This is a genomic window from Nocardiopsis sediminis, assembly GCF_042650565.1.
GTDB classification, from domain to species: domain Bacteria; phylum Actinomycetota; class Actinomycetes; order Streptosporangiales; family Streptosporangiaceae; genus Nocardiopsis_B; species Nocardiopsis_B sediminis.
Window position 1 is genome coordinate 27,728 of record NZ_JBHSBH010000012.1, and the last position, 15,795, is coordinate 43,522.

Sequence of the window (15,795 nt, forward strand, 5' to 3'; positions counted from 1 at the left end):
GAAGCGGGGCGGCCTGGTGCTCCAACACCTTGGCCGCCCCTTCAACCCCATCGCTACACGTATGCCCACACATGAACACGAGAGGTGTGCCCACCCTATGTTGCGCAGCAACGGTTCCGGGGCCGAACAGGTCCAACCGACCACCCCCGTCCCCGCTCAGTCCTTCCGCTTCTCCACTCCCGTTGTGGATACCCCCGGGATCTTCGTTCTCGGGTCATGGCTCGTCCGGCTCGTCCGCCTCCTGGTCCTGCTGCCGTTCCGCTTCCCCGTCGCCGTCATCACGGCCTCGGTCTCGGTGCTGGTCTTCAACCACCTGGGGTGGGTGTGGCTGGCCGTCGCCTGGACGGTGGCCGACCTGGGGCTGTTGGTCTGGTGGCGCCGCTGGCCCCAGACGTTCCGGCGCTACGTCGCGCTCCGCGTTCTTGCGGCGTGGCGGTGGCTGTCGGTCTACCAACGGCACTGGCAACCCGTGCTGGTCGTCGCCGGTCTCGCCGAGTCCTACCAGGAACGCCGCTACCTTCCGCGGATTCGGCGGGTCACCTGCACCGACTGGGCCGACCGTGTCCGGGTGCGCCTCGTGGCCGGCACGTCTCCGGCGGATATGGAACAGCGCGTGTCCGAGCTGGCGCACGGGTTCGGCGCTCCCTCCTGCCGTGTGAGCGTGCTGGGCGCGCGTGACGTGGTCCTGGAGTTCCCCCGACACGACACCCTCGCCGATCCCCTCGACGCCATGCCCGTACCCGAGGAACCCGACCTCGCCGCGCTTCCGGTGGGTGCCGGTGAGGACGGTGAACCCTGGCTCCTCCGGTTGCACGGAACCCACGTGCTCGTCGTCGGCGTGACCGGTGCGGGCAAGGGCTCGGTGCTGTGGTCGGCCATCCGCGCCATGCTCCCCGCGATCCACGACGGGACGGCAGAAGTCCGCGCGATCGACCCCAAGCGCATGGAGCTGTCGTATGGGCGGACCCTGTTCGCCGACTACGCAGACGACGGGAAAGCCGCCGTTGAGCTGTTGGAACAGGCGGTGGCCGACATGCAGGAACGCGCCGAACGCTACGCCGGGATACAGCGCTCCCACGTTCCCTCGACCCGTGACCCGTTCGTGGTGGTGGTGCTGGATGAGGTGGCGTTCCTGACCGCCTACCACCCCGACCGCGACGTCCGGCGGCGTGCGGAGAACGCCATTGCCACCCTCACGAGTCAGGGCCGGTCGGTGGGGTTCTGCGTGCTGGCCGCGTTGCAGGATCCGCGTAAGGAGGTCATGAACCTGCGGAACCTGTTCCCGGACAAGGTCGCGTTGCGCCTGGATGAGGCGGGCCAGGTCGACATGGTCCTCGGGGAAGGTGCCCGCGACCGTGGAGCACTCGCCCACCTGATCGACCCGGGCCTTCCCGGTGTCGCCTTCGTCAAGCTCGAAGGATCCCCCTCGCCCGTCCGCGTCCGGGCCGCCTACGTGACCGATGAGGACATCGACCGCATGGCCGGCGGTGGTGCCTGATGCCGACCCCGACCGGCAAGTCCACCCGCGCCGAACGCATGGCACAGCCGTTGGCGCGTGAGGTGGCCGAGACCATCGCCGCCGAGAAAGGGGTGTGCATCCGCCCCGTGGCCCTGCGGCGCACCGACCTGGCCACGGGCCGTTCCGAGATCGTGGACGTCCCGTGCGGGTCCACGCTGGAAAGCAAGTGCCCTGCCTGCGCCAAGCGCAAGAGGTCCCTTCGCCGGTCCCAGTGCGAAGAGGGCTGGCACCTCACCGAGGAACCCACCGTGGTCCCCGATGAACCCTCCGAGGTGCAACGCGGGTGGGTCGAACAGCGCGCCATGGTGACCGCCGAACGCGACCGCCTGGCCGAGAACGGGTCTACCGATCCTGAGGACCTGGCCGCGCTCGATGCGGTCATCGCTGACCTGGATGAGGAGATCTCGGCCTCGGGACTGCGCGGCAAAGCCGACCGGGGTTCCTCGGGTGCGGCTCGGCCTCGGCGGTCCCGCTCGACCCGCCGTCGTCAGGATGCGCCGGACCTGCCCAAGCGGCAGATGAAGCGCTCCACCGTGGGGCGGGCCTTCGAGGATCCCGACACGGGAAAGGTCTTCCGGCCGTCGCTGTTCATCACGCTCACCTGTGACACCTACGGGCGGGTGAAGAAAGACGGCACCCCGGTGGACCCCTCCACCTACGACTACCGGCGGGCGGCCCGGGATGCGTTGCACTTCTCCAAGCTCATCGACAGGTTCGTGCAGAACCTCCGACGTGTCGCCGGGTTCGACGTCCAGTACTTCGCGGCAGTGGAACCCCAACGGCGGTTGGCGCCGCACCTGCACATGGCCACTCGGGGCACCGTCCCCCGGGCGGAGCTGCGCCAGATCGCGGCGGCGACCTATCACCAGGTGTGGTGGCCCAAGGCCGGTGAGGTGGTCTACGCGGGGGAGGACCTGCCCGTCTGGGATGAAGCGACAGGTGCCTATGTCGACACCTCGACAGGGGAACTCCTGCCCTCCTGGGATGACGCGCTCGATGCCCTCGACGCCGACCCCGACGCCGAACCCATGCACGTGGTCCGGTTCGGGCCGCAGGTGGACGCCAAGGGCGTGATCGCCGGTTCCGCGGATGCCGACCGGTGCGTCCGGTACCTGGCGAAGTACCTGACCAAGGACATCGCCGAATGCCATGAGGTCGAGACCACCGCGCAGGAACGCCACGTTGACCGCCTGGTGGACGCGCTTCGGTTCGAACCGTGCTCGCCGAAGTGCGCGAACTGGCTGCGCTACGGGATCCAGCCCGACGACCCCAAGCCGGGTCTTCGCCCCGGGTTCTGCCGGTCCAAAGCCCACAAGCGCGAACACCTCGGCTACGCCGGGCGCCGCGTCCTCGTGTCCCGGAAGTGGTCCGGCAAGACCCTCGCCGACCACAAGGCCGACCGCCTGGCGTGGGTCCTCGATGCCCTCGGTGTCACCCCCGGCGATGACGGCCCGGACGATGGCGACACCCGTGCCGGCACTGACTTCCCCCTGGCCGTCGCCTCCAATGGCCACGCCTGGGAACTCGCCCGCCCCACCGATTCCGACGTCCCGCCCCGCGAACACCGCCTCCTCCGCGCGGTCGGTGAGGCGCTGAAACGCCGTGCCCAGCTCGACCACGCACGCGAGACCAATCTTTCGGCAACTGGAGTACCTGCATGACCGTCGTCCCGCTGAACCGGCGCCTCCTGACCGTCCCGGAGGTCATGAGCGCCCTGGCCTTGGGCCGGGGGAAGGTCTACGAGCTGATCCGCTCCGGCCGCTTGGAGTCGGTGAAGATCGGCCGTGACCGCCGTATCCCCGTGGACGCCGTTGAAGCCTTCATCACCGACCTTCGAGAGGACGCAGCCTGATGCCCAAGACGGCGCTCGCCACCCCCGAGGATCCCGATGGCCGCAAGGGCAAACGGTCCCGCGCGAACGGCGAAGGAAGCGTCTATCAGCGTCAAGACGGCCGCTGGGTGGCGTCGGCCTACGTGCTGGCGTCCGACGGCTCGATGAAGCGTGTGCAGCGCTATGGGCGTACGCGAAAGGAGGCATACGACAAGCTCACGGAGCTTCAGCGCAACAGCAACCGCAACGTCGCCGTGCCCGACCGGCCGTGGAAGCTGGGGGAGTACCTGGACTACTGGCTTGAGCAGGTGGCCAAGCCTTCGGTGCGCTCCACCACCTACGCCAAGTATGAGCAGACGGTCCGGCTGTACCTCAAGCCGAACCTCGGCACTCAGCGACTCGACCGGCTTCGGGTGGCCAAGCTTCAGACGTTCCTCAATGGCCGACTGAAGGCGGGGGACTCGGTGCCCAAGGTGCACGCGATGCGGACCACGCTCAGTTCCGCACTGACCCGTGCCATGCGCGAGGAATTGATCAGCGTGAACCCTGCCCGTCTCGTGACTCTTCCGGCAGAGGATCCGGAACGGATGCGGCCGTGGAACGCCGATGAAGCGAAGCGTTTCCTCGAATACGCACGCTCCAACCCGATGTACCCGGCGCTCGTGCTGATGCTGCTCTACGGCCTGCGCCGTGGGGAAGTGCTCGGGCTCAGTTGGGAAGATGTCGACTTGGAGACCGACGTCATGTCGATTCGTCGGCAGGTTCAGCGGGTGGACGGTGCCCTTGCCCTCGTGGACGTGAAGACGCGTGCGGGTCGGCGGTCGCTCCCGCTGCTGTCGTGGGCACGTGATGCCCTCATCGAACAGGCCGAGTGGCAGTCGGACAAGAAGCGTCGTGCGGGGGAGGGATGGGCGGAAACCGGTCTGGTCTTCACCACACGGACCGGAAAGGCCATCCAACCGCGCAGCCTGTCCCGGACCTTCGAGCGGCTGGTGAAGGCGTCGGGCATGCGGCCGATCCGCCTGCACGATCTCCGGCACTCGGTGGCCTCGCTGCTGAAGCGGGCGGGGGTCGCTCCGCGCGATGCCATGGAGATCCTTGGGCACAGCCGGATTTCGGTGACCATGGAGATCTATACACATAGCGACGAAGAGACACAGCGACAAGGACTCGGACGCCTGGGCGGAGCGATCTTCGGCGAAACCGGAAACGACGGCGGAGAATAGCCGCGTTGCTGTCGCTACTGATGTCAAAGGTCCCTGTCGGATTTCCGACAGGGACCTTTGTGCTGCTTATTGGGGTGGGCGTACCAGGACTTGAACCTGGGGCCTCATCCTTATCAGGGATGCGCTCTAACCGACTGAGCTATACGCCCGTGTTCCGAGGGAACTCTACCGCATGCGGGGGGTCGGGGCGAACCGGTTGACCTGGGATGCGGGGAGGAGGGACGCGGGGAATCGCGGCCCTCTTCCTCCGCTACTTTAGCGCCTTCCGGCGGTGGTCGGGACCGTCACTCGGACTCGGTCAGGGTGACGTCGATGCCGCCCACGAGGTCGGCCGCCAGGTTGTAGAGCATGGCCCCGACCGTCGAGAGCGCGGTGATCAGGATGATGTTCAGCGCGCCGATGAGGCCGGTGTAGCCGAGCACCCGGGTGGGGGAGAACCAGCTCTCGGGGTTGATGGCGAGCTCCTCGCCCTCGCCGCCGTCGGTGAGTGAGGCGATCAGGTCGGTCAGGGCGTCGAAGACACCGAGGCTCGACAGGATCGCGTACATCACGGCGATGGCGACGAACAGGATGATGAAGCAGACCAGCGCGATGACGAAGCTGAACTTCATCACCGACCACGGCTCCACTCGGCCGACGGTCAGGTGGGCCTTTCGGCTCGCCTTCGTCGCTCTGACCGCCGGCGCCTGCTGTGCCTGTTGCTCCTGCGGCACCGTCATCCGTACGCCCCCTTGTTCGCTCGCGGATTCCACCGCGTCTTCCGCCGCTGCCCGCGTCGCCGCCCCTGATGTGCCCGCGCCCGCCTGGGTACCGGCCGCCCAGGGCGTGCTCGGCGTACCCGACGTGCTGGGCGTACCCGATGAGCCCGCCGGCTCCGGTGCACCCGTGGCCTCCGGCGAACCCGTCGGCTCCGGCGTGCCGGGCTTCTCGGCCCGGTCGGCCTCTTCCACCTCGTCCGCCTTTCCGGCCGTGTCCGCCTCCTCGGCCGTGACCGCCGTGCCGGCCGTGGCGTTCACGGCCGCCTCGACGGCCGGGCCGGCCTCGGCGGTGTCTTCGCCCTCGGCGGGCACCCCGCCTTCGCCTGGCACCTCGTCCTTGGCCGACACCTCGCCCTTGGCCGGCTCCTCGGCCTCCGCGGGCGTTTCCGCCTCGGCGGCCTCGGTGCCCTCGCCGTCGTCGGCGTCGGCCGTGTCCTCGGACGCGGCCTCCGCCCCGGTGGCGGGCTCGTCGCCGGGACCGCCGGCGGTCCCGGCGGTGTCCCCGGTGGCGGGCTCGGACTCCGGCTCGGTGGTGCCCGGGGTGGTGTCGTCGGGGGNNNNGTGCGCCCTCGGCCGCCGCGTCCTTGGGATCGTCGACCGCCGTGGTCGACTCGGGGGCAGCGGATTCCCGTTGCGTGTTGTCAGACATGGCCACGTTACCGCTGGACTTTCCGTGTGACGGTGGATCCGGTCAAAAGGGGATGTGATGGCCGCCCCGGCCCGCGCGGGCGAGGGTGCGCCGCAGTGCCGCGGCGCTGGGCCGGGCACCGGTGGTGCGCGGTGCGGGGATCGGCGGATGCGGCGCGCGGGGGCGGCCGGTGGACGGCCGTGCCCTCGGTGCGCCGCACCGCTGGAAATGGTGCGGGTGGTGCGGATGATACCGGTCCGCGCCGATGCGGGCGGACCAACGGGGTGCGGACCCGGTGGGCCCGCCGACGGCGTCGGTCACACCGGCGGGAGGCGCGCACGGGGCCCTCAAGGGGCACCCGGTGCCCGAAGGGGACAAGGAACCGGGGCGGCCCGGTGCGGGCCGCAGGGCTCGCCCACAGGGGCCGGGAAGGCGCCCCTGCTCGCCGGGGAACGCCCATAGCCGCGCACCGGGGGAGTGCCCACGCCCGCACCCCGCTCCCACGGGCGCCGGGACGCCCCCCGCGCAAAGTCCGGCCACGGACGCCGGGGAGGCGACCCCGGGGCGCGGAGTGGGGCTCCGCGCTCCTGGTGCCTCCCCGGCGGCGGGGGTCACTCCCGGGCGTCCTCGGTGTCGCCCGGACCTGCCACGGTGGCGCCGGTGACCGCTTCGCCGGCGGTCGTGCCGGCCTCGGCGGTGTCGTCCGCTTCGTCGACGGCCTCCTCGGCCGCGGCCTCGGCGTTGCGGGCGATGGCGACGACGTGGTTGTTCTTGCCGAGGTTCATGAGCCGGACGCCCATGGTGGCGCGGCCCGACTGCTTGATCTCGGAGCTGCGGGTGCGGATGACCCCGCCGACGGAGGTGATCGCGAAGACCTCGTCCTCCTCCGGCGACACCATCAGCGCACCGACGAGCTTCCCGCGCGCCTCGACCACCTTCGCGGTCAGCACGCCCTTGCCGCCCCGGTTCTGCACCGGGTACTGGTCGGACGGGGTGCGCTTGGCGTAGCCGCCCTCCGTTGCCACCAGGACGTCGGCGGGGCCGTCGGTCTCGCGGATGACGTCCATGCTCAGCAGGTAGTCGCCTTCGAGGAACCGCATGCCGATGACCCCGCTGGTGGCGCGCCCCATGGGGCGCAGCGACTCGTCGGAGGCCGTGAACCGGATCGCCTGGGCGTCGCTGCTGATGAGCAGCAGGTCGTCGGTGGGGAACACCAGCCGGGCGGCGATCAGCTCGTCGTTCTCGCGCAGGTTGATGGCGATGATGCCGGCCGACCGGGAGGAGTCGAAGTCCTCCAGCCGCGACTTCTTCACCAGGCCCTCGCGGGTGGCGAGCACCAGGTACGGCGCGTCGTCGTAGTCGCGCAACGCCATGACCTGGGCGATCTCTTCGTCCGGCTGGAACTCCAGCAGGTTGGCGACGTGCTGCCCGCGGGCATCGCGCGCGGCCTCGGGCAGCTCGTAGGCCTTCGTGCGGTACACCCGGCCCTTGTTGGTGAAGAACAGGATCCAGTTGTGGGTGGTGGTCACGAAGAAGTGCTGGACGATGTCGTCCTGCTTGAGCTGGGCGCCGCGCACCCCCTTGCCGCCGCGCTTCTGGGCGCGGTAGTTGTCGAGGCGTGTGCGCTTGGCGTAGCCACCACGGGAGATCGTCACGACGACGTCCTCCTCGGCGATGAAGTCCTCCATGCGCATGTCGCCCTCGAAGGGGATGATGTGGGTGCGGCGCTCGTCGCCGTACTTCTCGACGATCTCGGTGAGCTCGTCGCGGACGATGGTGCGCTGCCGCTCGGGCGAGCCGAGGATGTCGTTGTAGTCCTCGATCTGCGACATCAGCTCGTCGTACTCGTCGGTGAGCTGCTGGCGCTCCAGGGCGGCGAGCTTGCGGAGCTGCATGTCGAGGATCGCGCGGGCCTGGATGTCGTCGATCTCCAGGAGGCCCATGAGCCCGATCTTGGCGTCGTCGGCGGAGGCGCTGCCGCGGATGAGCGCGATGACCTCGTCGATCCGGTCGATCGCCTTGATCAGCGCCCGCAGGATGTGCGCGCGCTCCTCGGCCTTGCGCAGCAGGTAGCGGGTGCGCCGGACGATGACCTCGATCTGGTGGGCGACCCAGTACCGGATCAGCTGGTCGAGGCGGAGCGTGCGGGGCACGCCGTCGACCAGGGCGAGCATGTTGGCGCCGAACGTGTCCTGGAGCTGCGTGTGCTTGTACAGGTTGTTCAGAACGACCTTGGCGACGGCATCGCGCTTGAGGACGATGATCAGGCGCTGGCCGGTGCGGCCGCTGGTCTCGTCCTTGACGTCGGCGATCCCGGTGACCTTGCCGTCCTTGACGAGCTCGGCGATCTTCTGCGCGAGGTTGTCCGGGTTGACCTGGTAGGGCAGCTCGGTGACGACGAGCGACTGGCGGCCGCGGGCGTCCTCCTCGACCTCGACGACCGCGCGCATGGTGATGGAGCCGCGCCCGGTGCGGTAGGCGTCCTCGATGCCGCGGCGGCCCACGATCAGCCCGTTGGTGGGGAAGTCGGGGCCCTTGATCCGCTCGATCAGCGCGTCGAGCAGCTCTTCGTCGGAGGCCTCGGGGTTGGCGAGGAACCAGTTGACGCCGGCGGCGACCTCGCGCAGGTTGTGCGGCGGGACGTTGGTGGCCATGCCGACCGCGATGCCCGCCGACCCGTTGACCAGCAGGTTGGGGAACCGGGCCGGGAGGACGACGGGCTCCTGGGAGCGGCCGTCGTAGTTGGGCCGGAAGTCGACGGTGTCCTTGTCGATGTCGCGGAGCATCTCCATGGCCAGCGGCGCGAGCTTGCACTCGGTGTACCGCATGGCCGCGGCGGGGTCGTTGCCCGGCGAGCCGAAGTTGCCGTTGCCGTCGACGAGCGGCATGCGCATCGACCACCCCTGGGCGAGGCGCACGAGGGTGTCGTAGATCGGGCTGTCGCCGTGGGGGTGGTAGTTACCCATGACGTCGCCGACGACGCGGGCGCACTTGAAGTAGCCGCGGTCGGGGCGGTACCCGCCGTCGTACATCGCGTACATCACGCGCTGGTGCACGGGTTTGAGACCGTCGCGGACGTCGGGCAGGGCCCGGCCGACGATGACCGACATCGCGTAGTCGAGATAGCTGCGCTGCATCTCGACCTGGATGTCGACGGGTTCGACGCGGTTGCCGCCGGTGTCCTCTGGGGCTTCCGGAGTGTTCGCATCCGTCACTGGATGTCGATCCTTTTCGCTTGAGTCGTTGGCTGGCCTCGGAACGTGCGGGCGGTCAGATGTCCAGGAAGCGGACATCCCGCGCGTTGCGCTGGATGAAGGAGCGCCGGGATTCGACGTCCTCGCCCATGAGCACGCTGAACATCTCGTCGGCCTGCGCCGCGTCGTCGAGTGTCACCTGGAGCAGCACCCGCCGCGCCGGGTCCATGGTGGTGTCCCACAGCTCTCCGGCGTTCATCTCGCCCAGGCCCTTGAAGCGCTGGACGAGGTCGCGCGGCCGGGGGTCGCGCTTGCCCCCCGCGATGCCGGCGGCGATGACCTGGTCGCGCTCGCGGTCGGAGTAGGCGTAGTCGGCGTCGCTGCCGCGCTGGTCCCACTTGATCTTGTAGAGGGGCGGCTGGGCGAGGTAGACGTGGCCGGCCTCGATCAGCGGCTTCATGAAGCGGAACAGCAGGGTGAGCAGCAGCGTGCGGATGTGCTGGCCGTCGACATCGGCGTCGGCCATCAGGATGATCTTGTGGTACCGCAGCTTGGCCAGGTCGAAGTCGTCGTGGATCCCGGTGCCCAGGGCGGTGATGATCGCCTGGACCTCGTTGTTGCGCAGGATCCGGTCGATGCGCGACTTCTCGACGTTGAGGATCTTGCCGCGGATGGGCAGGATCGCCTGGTAGTGCGGGTCGCGGCCGCCCTTGGCGGAGCCGCCGGCGGAGTCGCCCTCGACGATGTAGACCTCGCACCGCTCGGGCTCGGTGGACTGGCAGTCCGACAGCTTGCCCGGCAGGGAGGTGGACTCCAGGAGGGTCTTGCGCCGGGTGAGGTCGCGCGCCTGGCGGGCGGCGATCCGGGCGCGCGCCGCCGAGCTGGCCTTGGTGACGATGTCCTTGGCCTCGCCGGGGTTGCGCTCGAACCAGTCGCGCAGGTGCTCGTTGGTCACCCGCTGCACGAACGACTTCGCCTCGGTGTTGCCGAGCTTGGTCTTGGTCTGCCCCTCGAACTGGGGGTCGGCCAGCTTGGCGGAGATGATCGCGGTGAGGCCCTCGCGGATGTCGTCGCCGGTGAGGTTCTCCTCTTTCTCCCGCAGCAGCTTCTGCTCGCGCGCGTAGCGGTTCACGATCGACGTGAGCGCCGCGCGGAAGCCCTCTTCGTGGGTGCCGCCGTCGGTGGTGTTGATCGTGTTGGCGAAGGTGTGCACCGAGGAGGTGTAGGACTGGTTCCACTGGAGGGCGATCTCGGCCGAGATACCGTCGCCGTCCTCCTCGAAGGCGATGATCGACGCGTGCGCCGGCTCCTTCGACTTGTTGATGTGGCGGACGAAGTCCGCCAGCCCCTCTTCGTAGTGGTACGTGTGCACCACGGGGGAGTCGCCGATGAACTCCGGGCGCTCGTCGCGGATGGTGATGGACAGCCCCTTGTTCAGGAACGCCATCTCCTGCATCCGCCGCGCGAGGGTCTCGAAGCTGTAGGTGGTGGTCTCGAAGATCGACGGGTCGGCCCAGAAGGTGGTCATGGTGCCGGTGTCGGCGGTCTCTTCGCCCTTGTCGAGGTCGGCGACCGGCCGGGTCATCTCATAGCGCTGGCGCCAGACGTGGCCGTCGCGGCGGATCTCGACCTCGAGCGCGGTGGACAGCGCGTTGACGACGGAGACGCCGACACCGTGCAGGCCGCCGGAGACCGCGTAGGACTTGGAGTCGAACTTGCCGCCCGCATGCAGGGTGGTGAGCACCAGCTCGACCCCCGGACGCTTCTCGACCGGGTGGAGGTCGACCGGGATGCCGCGGCCGTTGTCGGCGACGCGGACGCCGCCGTCGGCCATGAGGGTGACCTCGATGGCGTCGGCGTGGCCGGCGAGGGCTTCGTCGACGGAGTTGTCGACGACCTCGGACACCAGATGGTGCAGGCCCCGCTCGCCGGTGGAGCCGATGTACATGCCCGGGCGTTTGCGTACCGCTTCGAGCCCTTCGAGGACTGTGATGGATCGAGCATCGTAGGCCAAGTGGAAACACCCTCCTGCTGGGGAACGCCTGCCAGACGGGCCCCCGACTGGGGAGGGGAACCGGCGCCGTGCCGCGGTGGCAGGGGTGATGTGGCCGAAGGCGCGCACCGCCCGGACACCGCTCACGGCTCCGAATCCCGCCGCCCACTCTTGGGGCGGGCTATACCGGCGGAAGCGTCCGAAGAACCGTCTCCATGATACCGCGCGCGTAGCCGGAAAGTGGCATTCGCGGCGCTGTGCCGCCCGAGAACGCGTGAATGGGCGGGGAGATGACTCCCCACACACGACCACCCCCGCGAGCAATTCCCCGCGCCGTTCAGCGCCGCTGAGGCGGTCCGGTCGGTGATGCGGACGACAGCCGGAGGTAACGCGCGGTTCTCCGGCCGGTCAACCCGCCCTGCGCGGTCCGGAGCCCCGCCCGCGGCCGGGCCCCTGCACCTTGATCCGCTGCACGGTGCCGTGCCCCAGCTCCTCGTTGAGCCGGCGCAGGAGGTCGCGGGTCATGGCGCGGGCGTGGGCCGCCATGGTCGCGGAATCGGCGGCGATGACCAGCTCGCCGGAGTCGTAGGTGACGGGCCGCAGGTGCTGGGCGTTGAACTCGCCCACGATGTCGGCCCAGCGGCCGAAGACGCCGCCGATCGCCACCTGCTCCTGCCAGCCGTGGTCGATCAGCCAGGCCCGCGCCGCCTCGCCGAAGAGCTGGGGTTCGTTGCGGCCCCGGAGGGGGCCGCGGCGGACCCGCCGGGGCCGGGAGTCGGGGGCGGCGCCGCGCTCGCGTGCGGCGGCCCGGGCCTGGGCGAGGGCCTGGCGGGCGAGGTCGGCCCCGGTGGGGCCGGCGGCGGCCGGGGGGTCGCCCGCGGGGCGGGGGTCGCGCGGGTCACTCACGGGTGACCGCCCCCTCCGACACCCGGAAGCGGGTCCCCTGGAGCTCGGCGGGGATGTCGTCGGGGACCGCGGCGCTGACGAGGACCTGCTCGGCGTGGCGCACGTGCTCGGCGAGCCGGCGGCGCCGCTCGGAGTCGAGCTCGGCGAAGACGTCGTCGAGGATCAGCACGGGGTCGTCGCCGTCGGCCCGCAGCAGCTCGAACCCGGCCAGCCGGAGCGCCAGCGCGTACGACCATGACTCGCCCTGGCTGGCGTAGCCCTTGGCGGGCAGATCGTCCAGGCTGAGCTGGAGGTCGTCGCGGTGCGGGCCGACCAGGCTCACGCCGCGCCGCAGCTCTTGGGGGCGGGCCTCGGCCATGGCGGCGCGCATGAGGTCGGCGATCGCGCCGCGGTCGGCGGGCATGGCCAAGGCGCCGTCGGCCTCGGCGGGCGCGGCCGAGCACCGGTAGCCGAGCACCGGAGGGCCGCCGGCCGTGGTGAGCTCGCCGTACGCCTTGGCGACCAGCGGCTGGAGCTCGGCGACCAGGGCCAGCCGGGCGGCGAGCAGCTCCGCGCCCGCGGTGGCCAGGTGGTCGTCCCAGACGTCCAGGGTGGCGAGGTCGGGCTCGCGGCGCTTGAACAGCTGGACCGACGCCGACTTCAGCAGGGCGTTGCGCTGTTTGAGGACGCGGTCGTAGTCGGACCGGACCCCGGCGTAGCGCGGGGTCCGGGCGACCAGCAGCTCGTCGAGGAAGCGGCGGCGCTCGCCGGGGTCGCCCTTGACGAGGGCGAGGTCCTCCGGGGCGAAGAGCACCGTACGCAGGATGCCGAGGATCTCCCGGGGACGGGTGGCGGGTGCCCGGTTGAGCCGCGCACGGTTGGCCCGGCCCGGGTTGATCTCCAGGTCGATGACGGCCCGGCGGTCGTCCTTGACGATCGCTGCGCGCACGATGGCGCGCTCGGCGCCCTTGCGGACCAGGGGTGCGTCGTTGGCGACCCGGTGGCTGCCGAGTGTCGCGACGTAGCCGATGGCTTCGACGAGATTGGTCTTGCCTTGGCCGTTGGGGCCGACGAACGTGCTGATGCCGGGCTCCAGCGCGAGGTCGGCGGACTTATAGGAGCGGTAGTCGGCCAGTTGCAGGTGGGAAACGTACATCCGGCCTCTCCTGTCCTACGGATCTGCCCGGGGTGCGGGGTACCGGCACGACCGGTCCCGCCGCACGCCGACGGGGATCGGTTTCACGTGAAACGCGGACCGGTCGGGGGTGGTCAGCTGCGGTGCGCCGGCTCGTCGGTGCTCTTGCTGACGGCGTGCCCGCCGAACTGGTTGCGCAGCGCGGCGATGACCTTCATCGCGGGGCTGTCGTCCTGGCGCGAGGCGAACCGGGCGAACAGCGCGGCGGTGATGACCGGGGCCGGGACGGCGTGGTCGACGGCGGCCTTGACGGTCCAGCGGCCCTCGCCGGAGTCCTGGGCGTAGCCGCGGATGGCGTCGAGCTCGGGGTCGTCCTCCAGGGCGCGCACGAGCAGGTCCAGCAGCCAGGAGCGCACGACCGTGCCCTCGCGCCAGCTGTCGAAGGTGCCGGGCACGTCGTCGACGATGTCGGAGGCGGCCATGAGCTCGTAGCCCTCGGCGAACGCCTGCATCATGCCGTACTCGATGCCGTTGTGGACCATCTTGACGAAGTGGCCCGCGCCGACACCGCCGGCGTGGACGTAGCCGCCTCCGGCGTCGGGGGTCAGGGAGTCGAGCACGGGCTTGACGCGGGCGATGTCCTCGGCGGTGCCGCCGACCATGATCCCGTAGCCGTTCTGCCGGCCCCAGACGCCGCCGCTGACACCGGCGTCGACATAGCCGATGCCGCGCGCCTTGAGGTCGTCGGCCCGGCGGCGGTCGTCGACGTAGTGGGAGTTGCCGCCCTCGACGATCAGGTCACCTGTGGACAGCAGCCCCGCCAGCGACGTGATGGTGGCGGCGGTGGGGTCGCCGGCCGGGACCATCAGCCACACCACGCGCGGCGCTTCGAGGCGGTCGACGAGTTCGGCCAGGGACTCGACGTCGCGGCCGTCGGCATTGAAGTCGAACCCCACGACCTCGTGGCCCTTGTCGCGCAGGCGCTGGGCCATGTTGCCGCCCATTCTGCCCAGGCCGACCATCCCTAGTTGCATGTGCTGATCCCCCAATTACCAAATCGACCTGTGGATAAATCTCGATGGCGCGGCACGGTCGTCAGCTCGAAAGCCGCACCGGCATGATCAGGTACCGGTAGTCGGAGGTCGCGTCGTCGTCGGCGGGCTTGCCGGTGATGATGGCCGGTTTGGTCGACGTCGTGAACTGGAGCCGGGCGATGTCGGAGCCGATGGCGTTGAGGCCGTCGAGCAGGAAGGCGGAGTTGAAGGCGATCTGGATGTCGTCGCCGTCGAGCGAGGCGTCGAGGACCTCGACCGCCTGGGCTTCGTCGCCGGTCCCGGCCTCGAGGACCAGCTGGCCGGAGCCGAACGCCAGCCGCAGCGGGGTGTTGCGCTCGGCGACCAGTGAGACGCGCTTGACGGCCTCGATGAACTCCGACTTCTGCACCTCGGCCACGGAGTTGAACGAGTCGGGCAGCAGCGCGCGGTACTTCGGGAACTCGCCGTCGAGGAGGCGGGTGGTGGTGCGGCGGCCGCCGCCCTCGAAGCCGATCATGCCCTCGCCGCTTTCGGCGCCGGAGAGCGCGATGGAGACCTCGGCGCCGCTGGTGAGCGACTTGGCGGTGTCGGCGAGGGTCTTGGCGGGCACCAGGGCGACCGCGGAGAGGTCGGGGTTCTCGGGCTTCCAGGCGAGCTCGCGGACCGCGAGGCGGTACCGGTCGGTGGAGGCCAGGGTGACGGTCTCGCCCTCGATCTCGATGCGCACGCCGGTGAGCATCGGCAAGGTGTCGTCGCGCCCGGCGGCGACGGCCACCTGGCTCACGGCGGCGGCGAAGGCGTCGCTGCCGACCGACCCGGTCAGCCGGGGCATCTCGGGGAGCGTGGGGTAGTCCTCGACCGGCAGGGTCAGGAGGGTGAACTTGGCGCTGCCGCAGGAGACGACGACCTTGGCGCCATCGGTGGCGATCTCCACAGTCTGTGGAGGAAGGTTGCGGGTGATCTCGGCGAGCAGCCGCCCCGAGACCAGGGTGGTGCCCGGCTCCTCGATATCGATGTCGACCGCGACCTGCGCGGAGACCTCGTAGTCGAAGCTGGAGAGCTTCAGCCTCTGCCGTCCGTCGCCCTCGCCGGCGTCGAGCAGCATCCCCGCCAGTACGGGGACCGACGGCCGCGCCGGAAGACTGCGGGCGGTCCAGGCCACGGCGTCGGCCAGTACGTCGCGTTCGACCCGGAACTTCACAATCCGACTCACTTTCCTCGGAACCTGGGAGCCCTCACTGCGGCGGGGCGGCGGCACGGGGGTCGCCGGGCGCGTCAAGGGGGCGGGTTCACACGGTACCCGGATTCCACTCCCGGCGCTGCCCACCACACACGTTCGCCGCCGGCCGGCCCGCCCCGGACCGGCCGGAGCCCGGTCGTCCACAGATTGGGGGCCCAGCCGATTTTTCACGCCACATGCTCTTCTAAAGAGGCGCAGTAGTAGTAGGGGCTGTGGATAGTGTGGATAACCATTGTTTTCGCAGGTCGTCCCGGGAATTTTTATCCACCGGGCCTGTGGGTGGGGCTGGGGAGAAGTGGCGCGTGCTGTGGACGCCGGATCTGCATCCACAGCCCGTCCACGGGTTATCCAC

At 70.1% G+C, this 15,795-nt stretch carries 11 protein-coding genes and 1 tRNA gene; 4 read left to right on the forward strand and 8 right to left on the reverse strand.

Features of this window, described 5'->3' with window-relative positions; genetic code table 11:
* Positions 1-97 precede the first annotated feature (97 nt).
* The 4 genes from ACFOVU_RS18125 to ACFOVU_RS18140 are packed head-to-tail and all read left to right on the forward strand — an operon-like array spanning position 98 to position 4,576.
* Positions 98-1,498: an FtsK/SpoIIIE domain-containing protein gene (locus ACFOVU_RS18125; RefSeq protein WP_378535195.1), complete on the forward strand. Its 1,401-nt coding sequence runs from the start codon at positions 98-100 to the stop codon at positions 1,496-1,498.
* Positions 1,498-3,180 carry a replication initiator gene (locus tag ACFOVU_RS18130; RefSeq protein ID WP_378535197.1) on the forward strand — a complete coding sequence of 561 codons (1,683 nt, stop codon included), beginning with the start codon at positions 1,498-1,500 and terminating at the stop codon, positions 3,178-3,180. Before ACFOVU_RS18125 ends, ACFOVU_RS18130 begins: the two co-directional genes overlap by 1 nt.
* Positions 3,177-3,371, forward strand: a complete 195-nt coding sequence (locus ACFOVU_RS18135) for a helix-turn-helix domain-containing protein (RefSeq protein WP_378535199.1) — start codon at positions 3,177-3,179, stop codon at positions 3,369-3,371. The genes ACFOVU_RS18130 and ACFOVU_RS18135 overlap by 4 nt, the downstream gene beginning before the upstream one ends.
* The gene (locus ACFOVU_RS18140; RefSeq protein WP_378535201.1) at positions 3,371-4,576 is read left to right on the forward strand and encodes a tyrosine-type recombinase/integrase; all 1,206 of its coding nucleotides are present in this window, start codon (positions 3,371-3,373) and stop codon (positions 4,574-4,576) included. The genes ACFOVU_RS18135 and ACFOVU_RS18140 overlap by 1 nt, the downstream gene beginning before the upstream one ends.
* Before the next feature lie 75 nt (positions 4,577-4,651).
* On the opposite strand, the gene ACFOVU_RS18145 is transcribed toward ACFOVU_RS18140, so the two are convergent.
* The 8 genes from ACFOVU_RS18145 to dnaN all read right to left on the reverse strand — a co-directional run bounded on the left by ACFOVU_RS18145 (position 4,652) and on the right by dnaN (position 15,404).
* Positions 4,652-4,725: transfer RNA gene (locus ACFOVU_RS18145), tRNA-Ile, on the reverse strand.
* Positions 4,726-4,860: 135 nt separating this feature from the next.
* Positions 4,861-5,664 (reverse strand): DUF3566 domain-containing protein, encoded by an 804-nt coding sequence (locus ACFOVU_RS18150; RefSeq protein WP_378535203.1) that lies wholly within the window; start codon positions 5,662-5,664, stop codon positions 4,861-4,863.
* Positions 5,665-6,573: 909 nt separating this feature from the next.
* On the reverse strand, positions 6,574-9,177 hold the full coding sequence (gene gyrA / locus ACFOVU_RS18155) for a DNA gyrase subunit A (RefSeq protein ID WP_378535205.1): 2,604 nt from the start codon (positions 9,175-9,177) through the stop codon (positions 6,574-6,576).
* 55 nt (positions 9,178-9,232) lie between these two features.
* A complete protein-coding gene (gene gyrB / locus ACFOVU_RS18160; RefSeq protein WP_449289738.1) occupies positions 9,233-11,149 on the reverse strand; it encodes a DNA topoisomerase (ATP-hydrolyzing) subunit B in 1,917 nt (638 codons plus the stop codon).
* A gap of 408 nt (positions 11,150-11,557) precedes the next feature.
* A complete protein-coding gene (locus ACFOVU_RS18165) occupies positions 11,558-12,055 on the reverse strand; it encodes a DUF721 domain-containing protein (RefSeq protein ID WP_378535209.1) in 498 nt (165 codons plus the stop codon).
* Positions 12,048-13,190 (reverse strand): DNA replication/repair protein RecF, encoded by a 1,143-nt coding sequence (gene recF / locus ACFOVU_RS18170; RefSeq protein ID WP_378535211.1) that lies wholly within the window; start codon positions 13,188-13,190, stop codon positions 12,048-12,050. The genes ACFOVU_RS18165 and recF overlap by 8 nt, the downstream gene beginning before the upstream one ends.
* Positions 13,191-13,303: 113 nt before the next feature.
* Positions 13,304-14,203 carry a phosphogluconate dehydrogenase (NAD(+)-dependent, decarboxylating) gene (gene gnd, locus ACFOVU_RS18175; protein WP_378535214.1) on the reverse strand — a complete coding sequence of 300 codons (900 nt, stop codon included), beginning with the start codon at positions 14,201-14,203 and terminating at the stop codon, positions 13,304-13,306.
* A gap of 61 nt (positions 14,204-14,264) precedes the next feature.
* Entirely contained in the window at positions 14,265-15,404 is a 1,140-nt protein-coding gene (gene dnaN / locus ACFOVU_RS18180) for a DNA polymerase III subunit beta (RefSeq protein ID WP_378535216.1), read from the reverse strand.
* Positions 15,405-15,795: the final 391 nt, after the last annotated feature.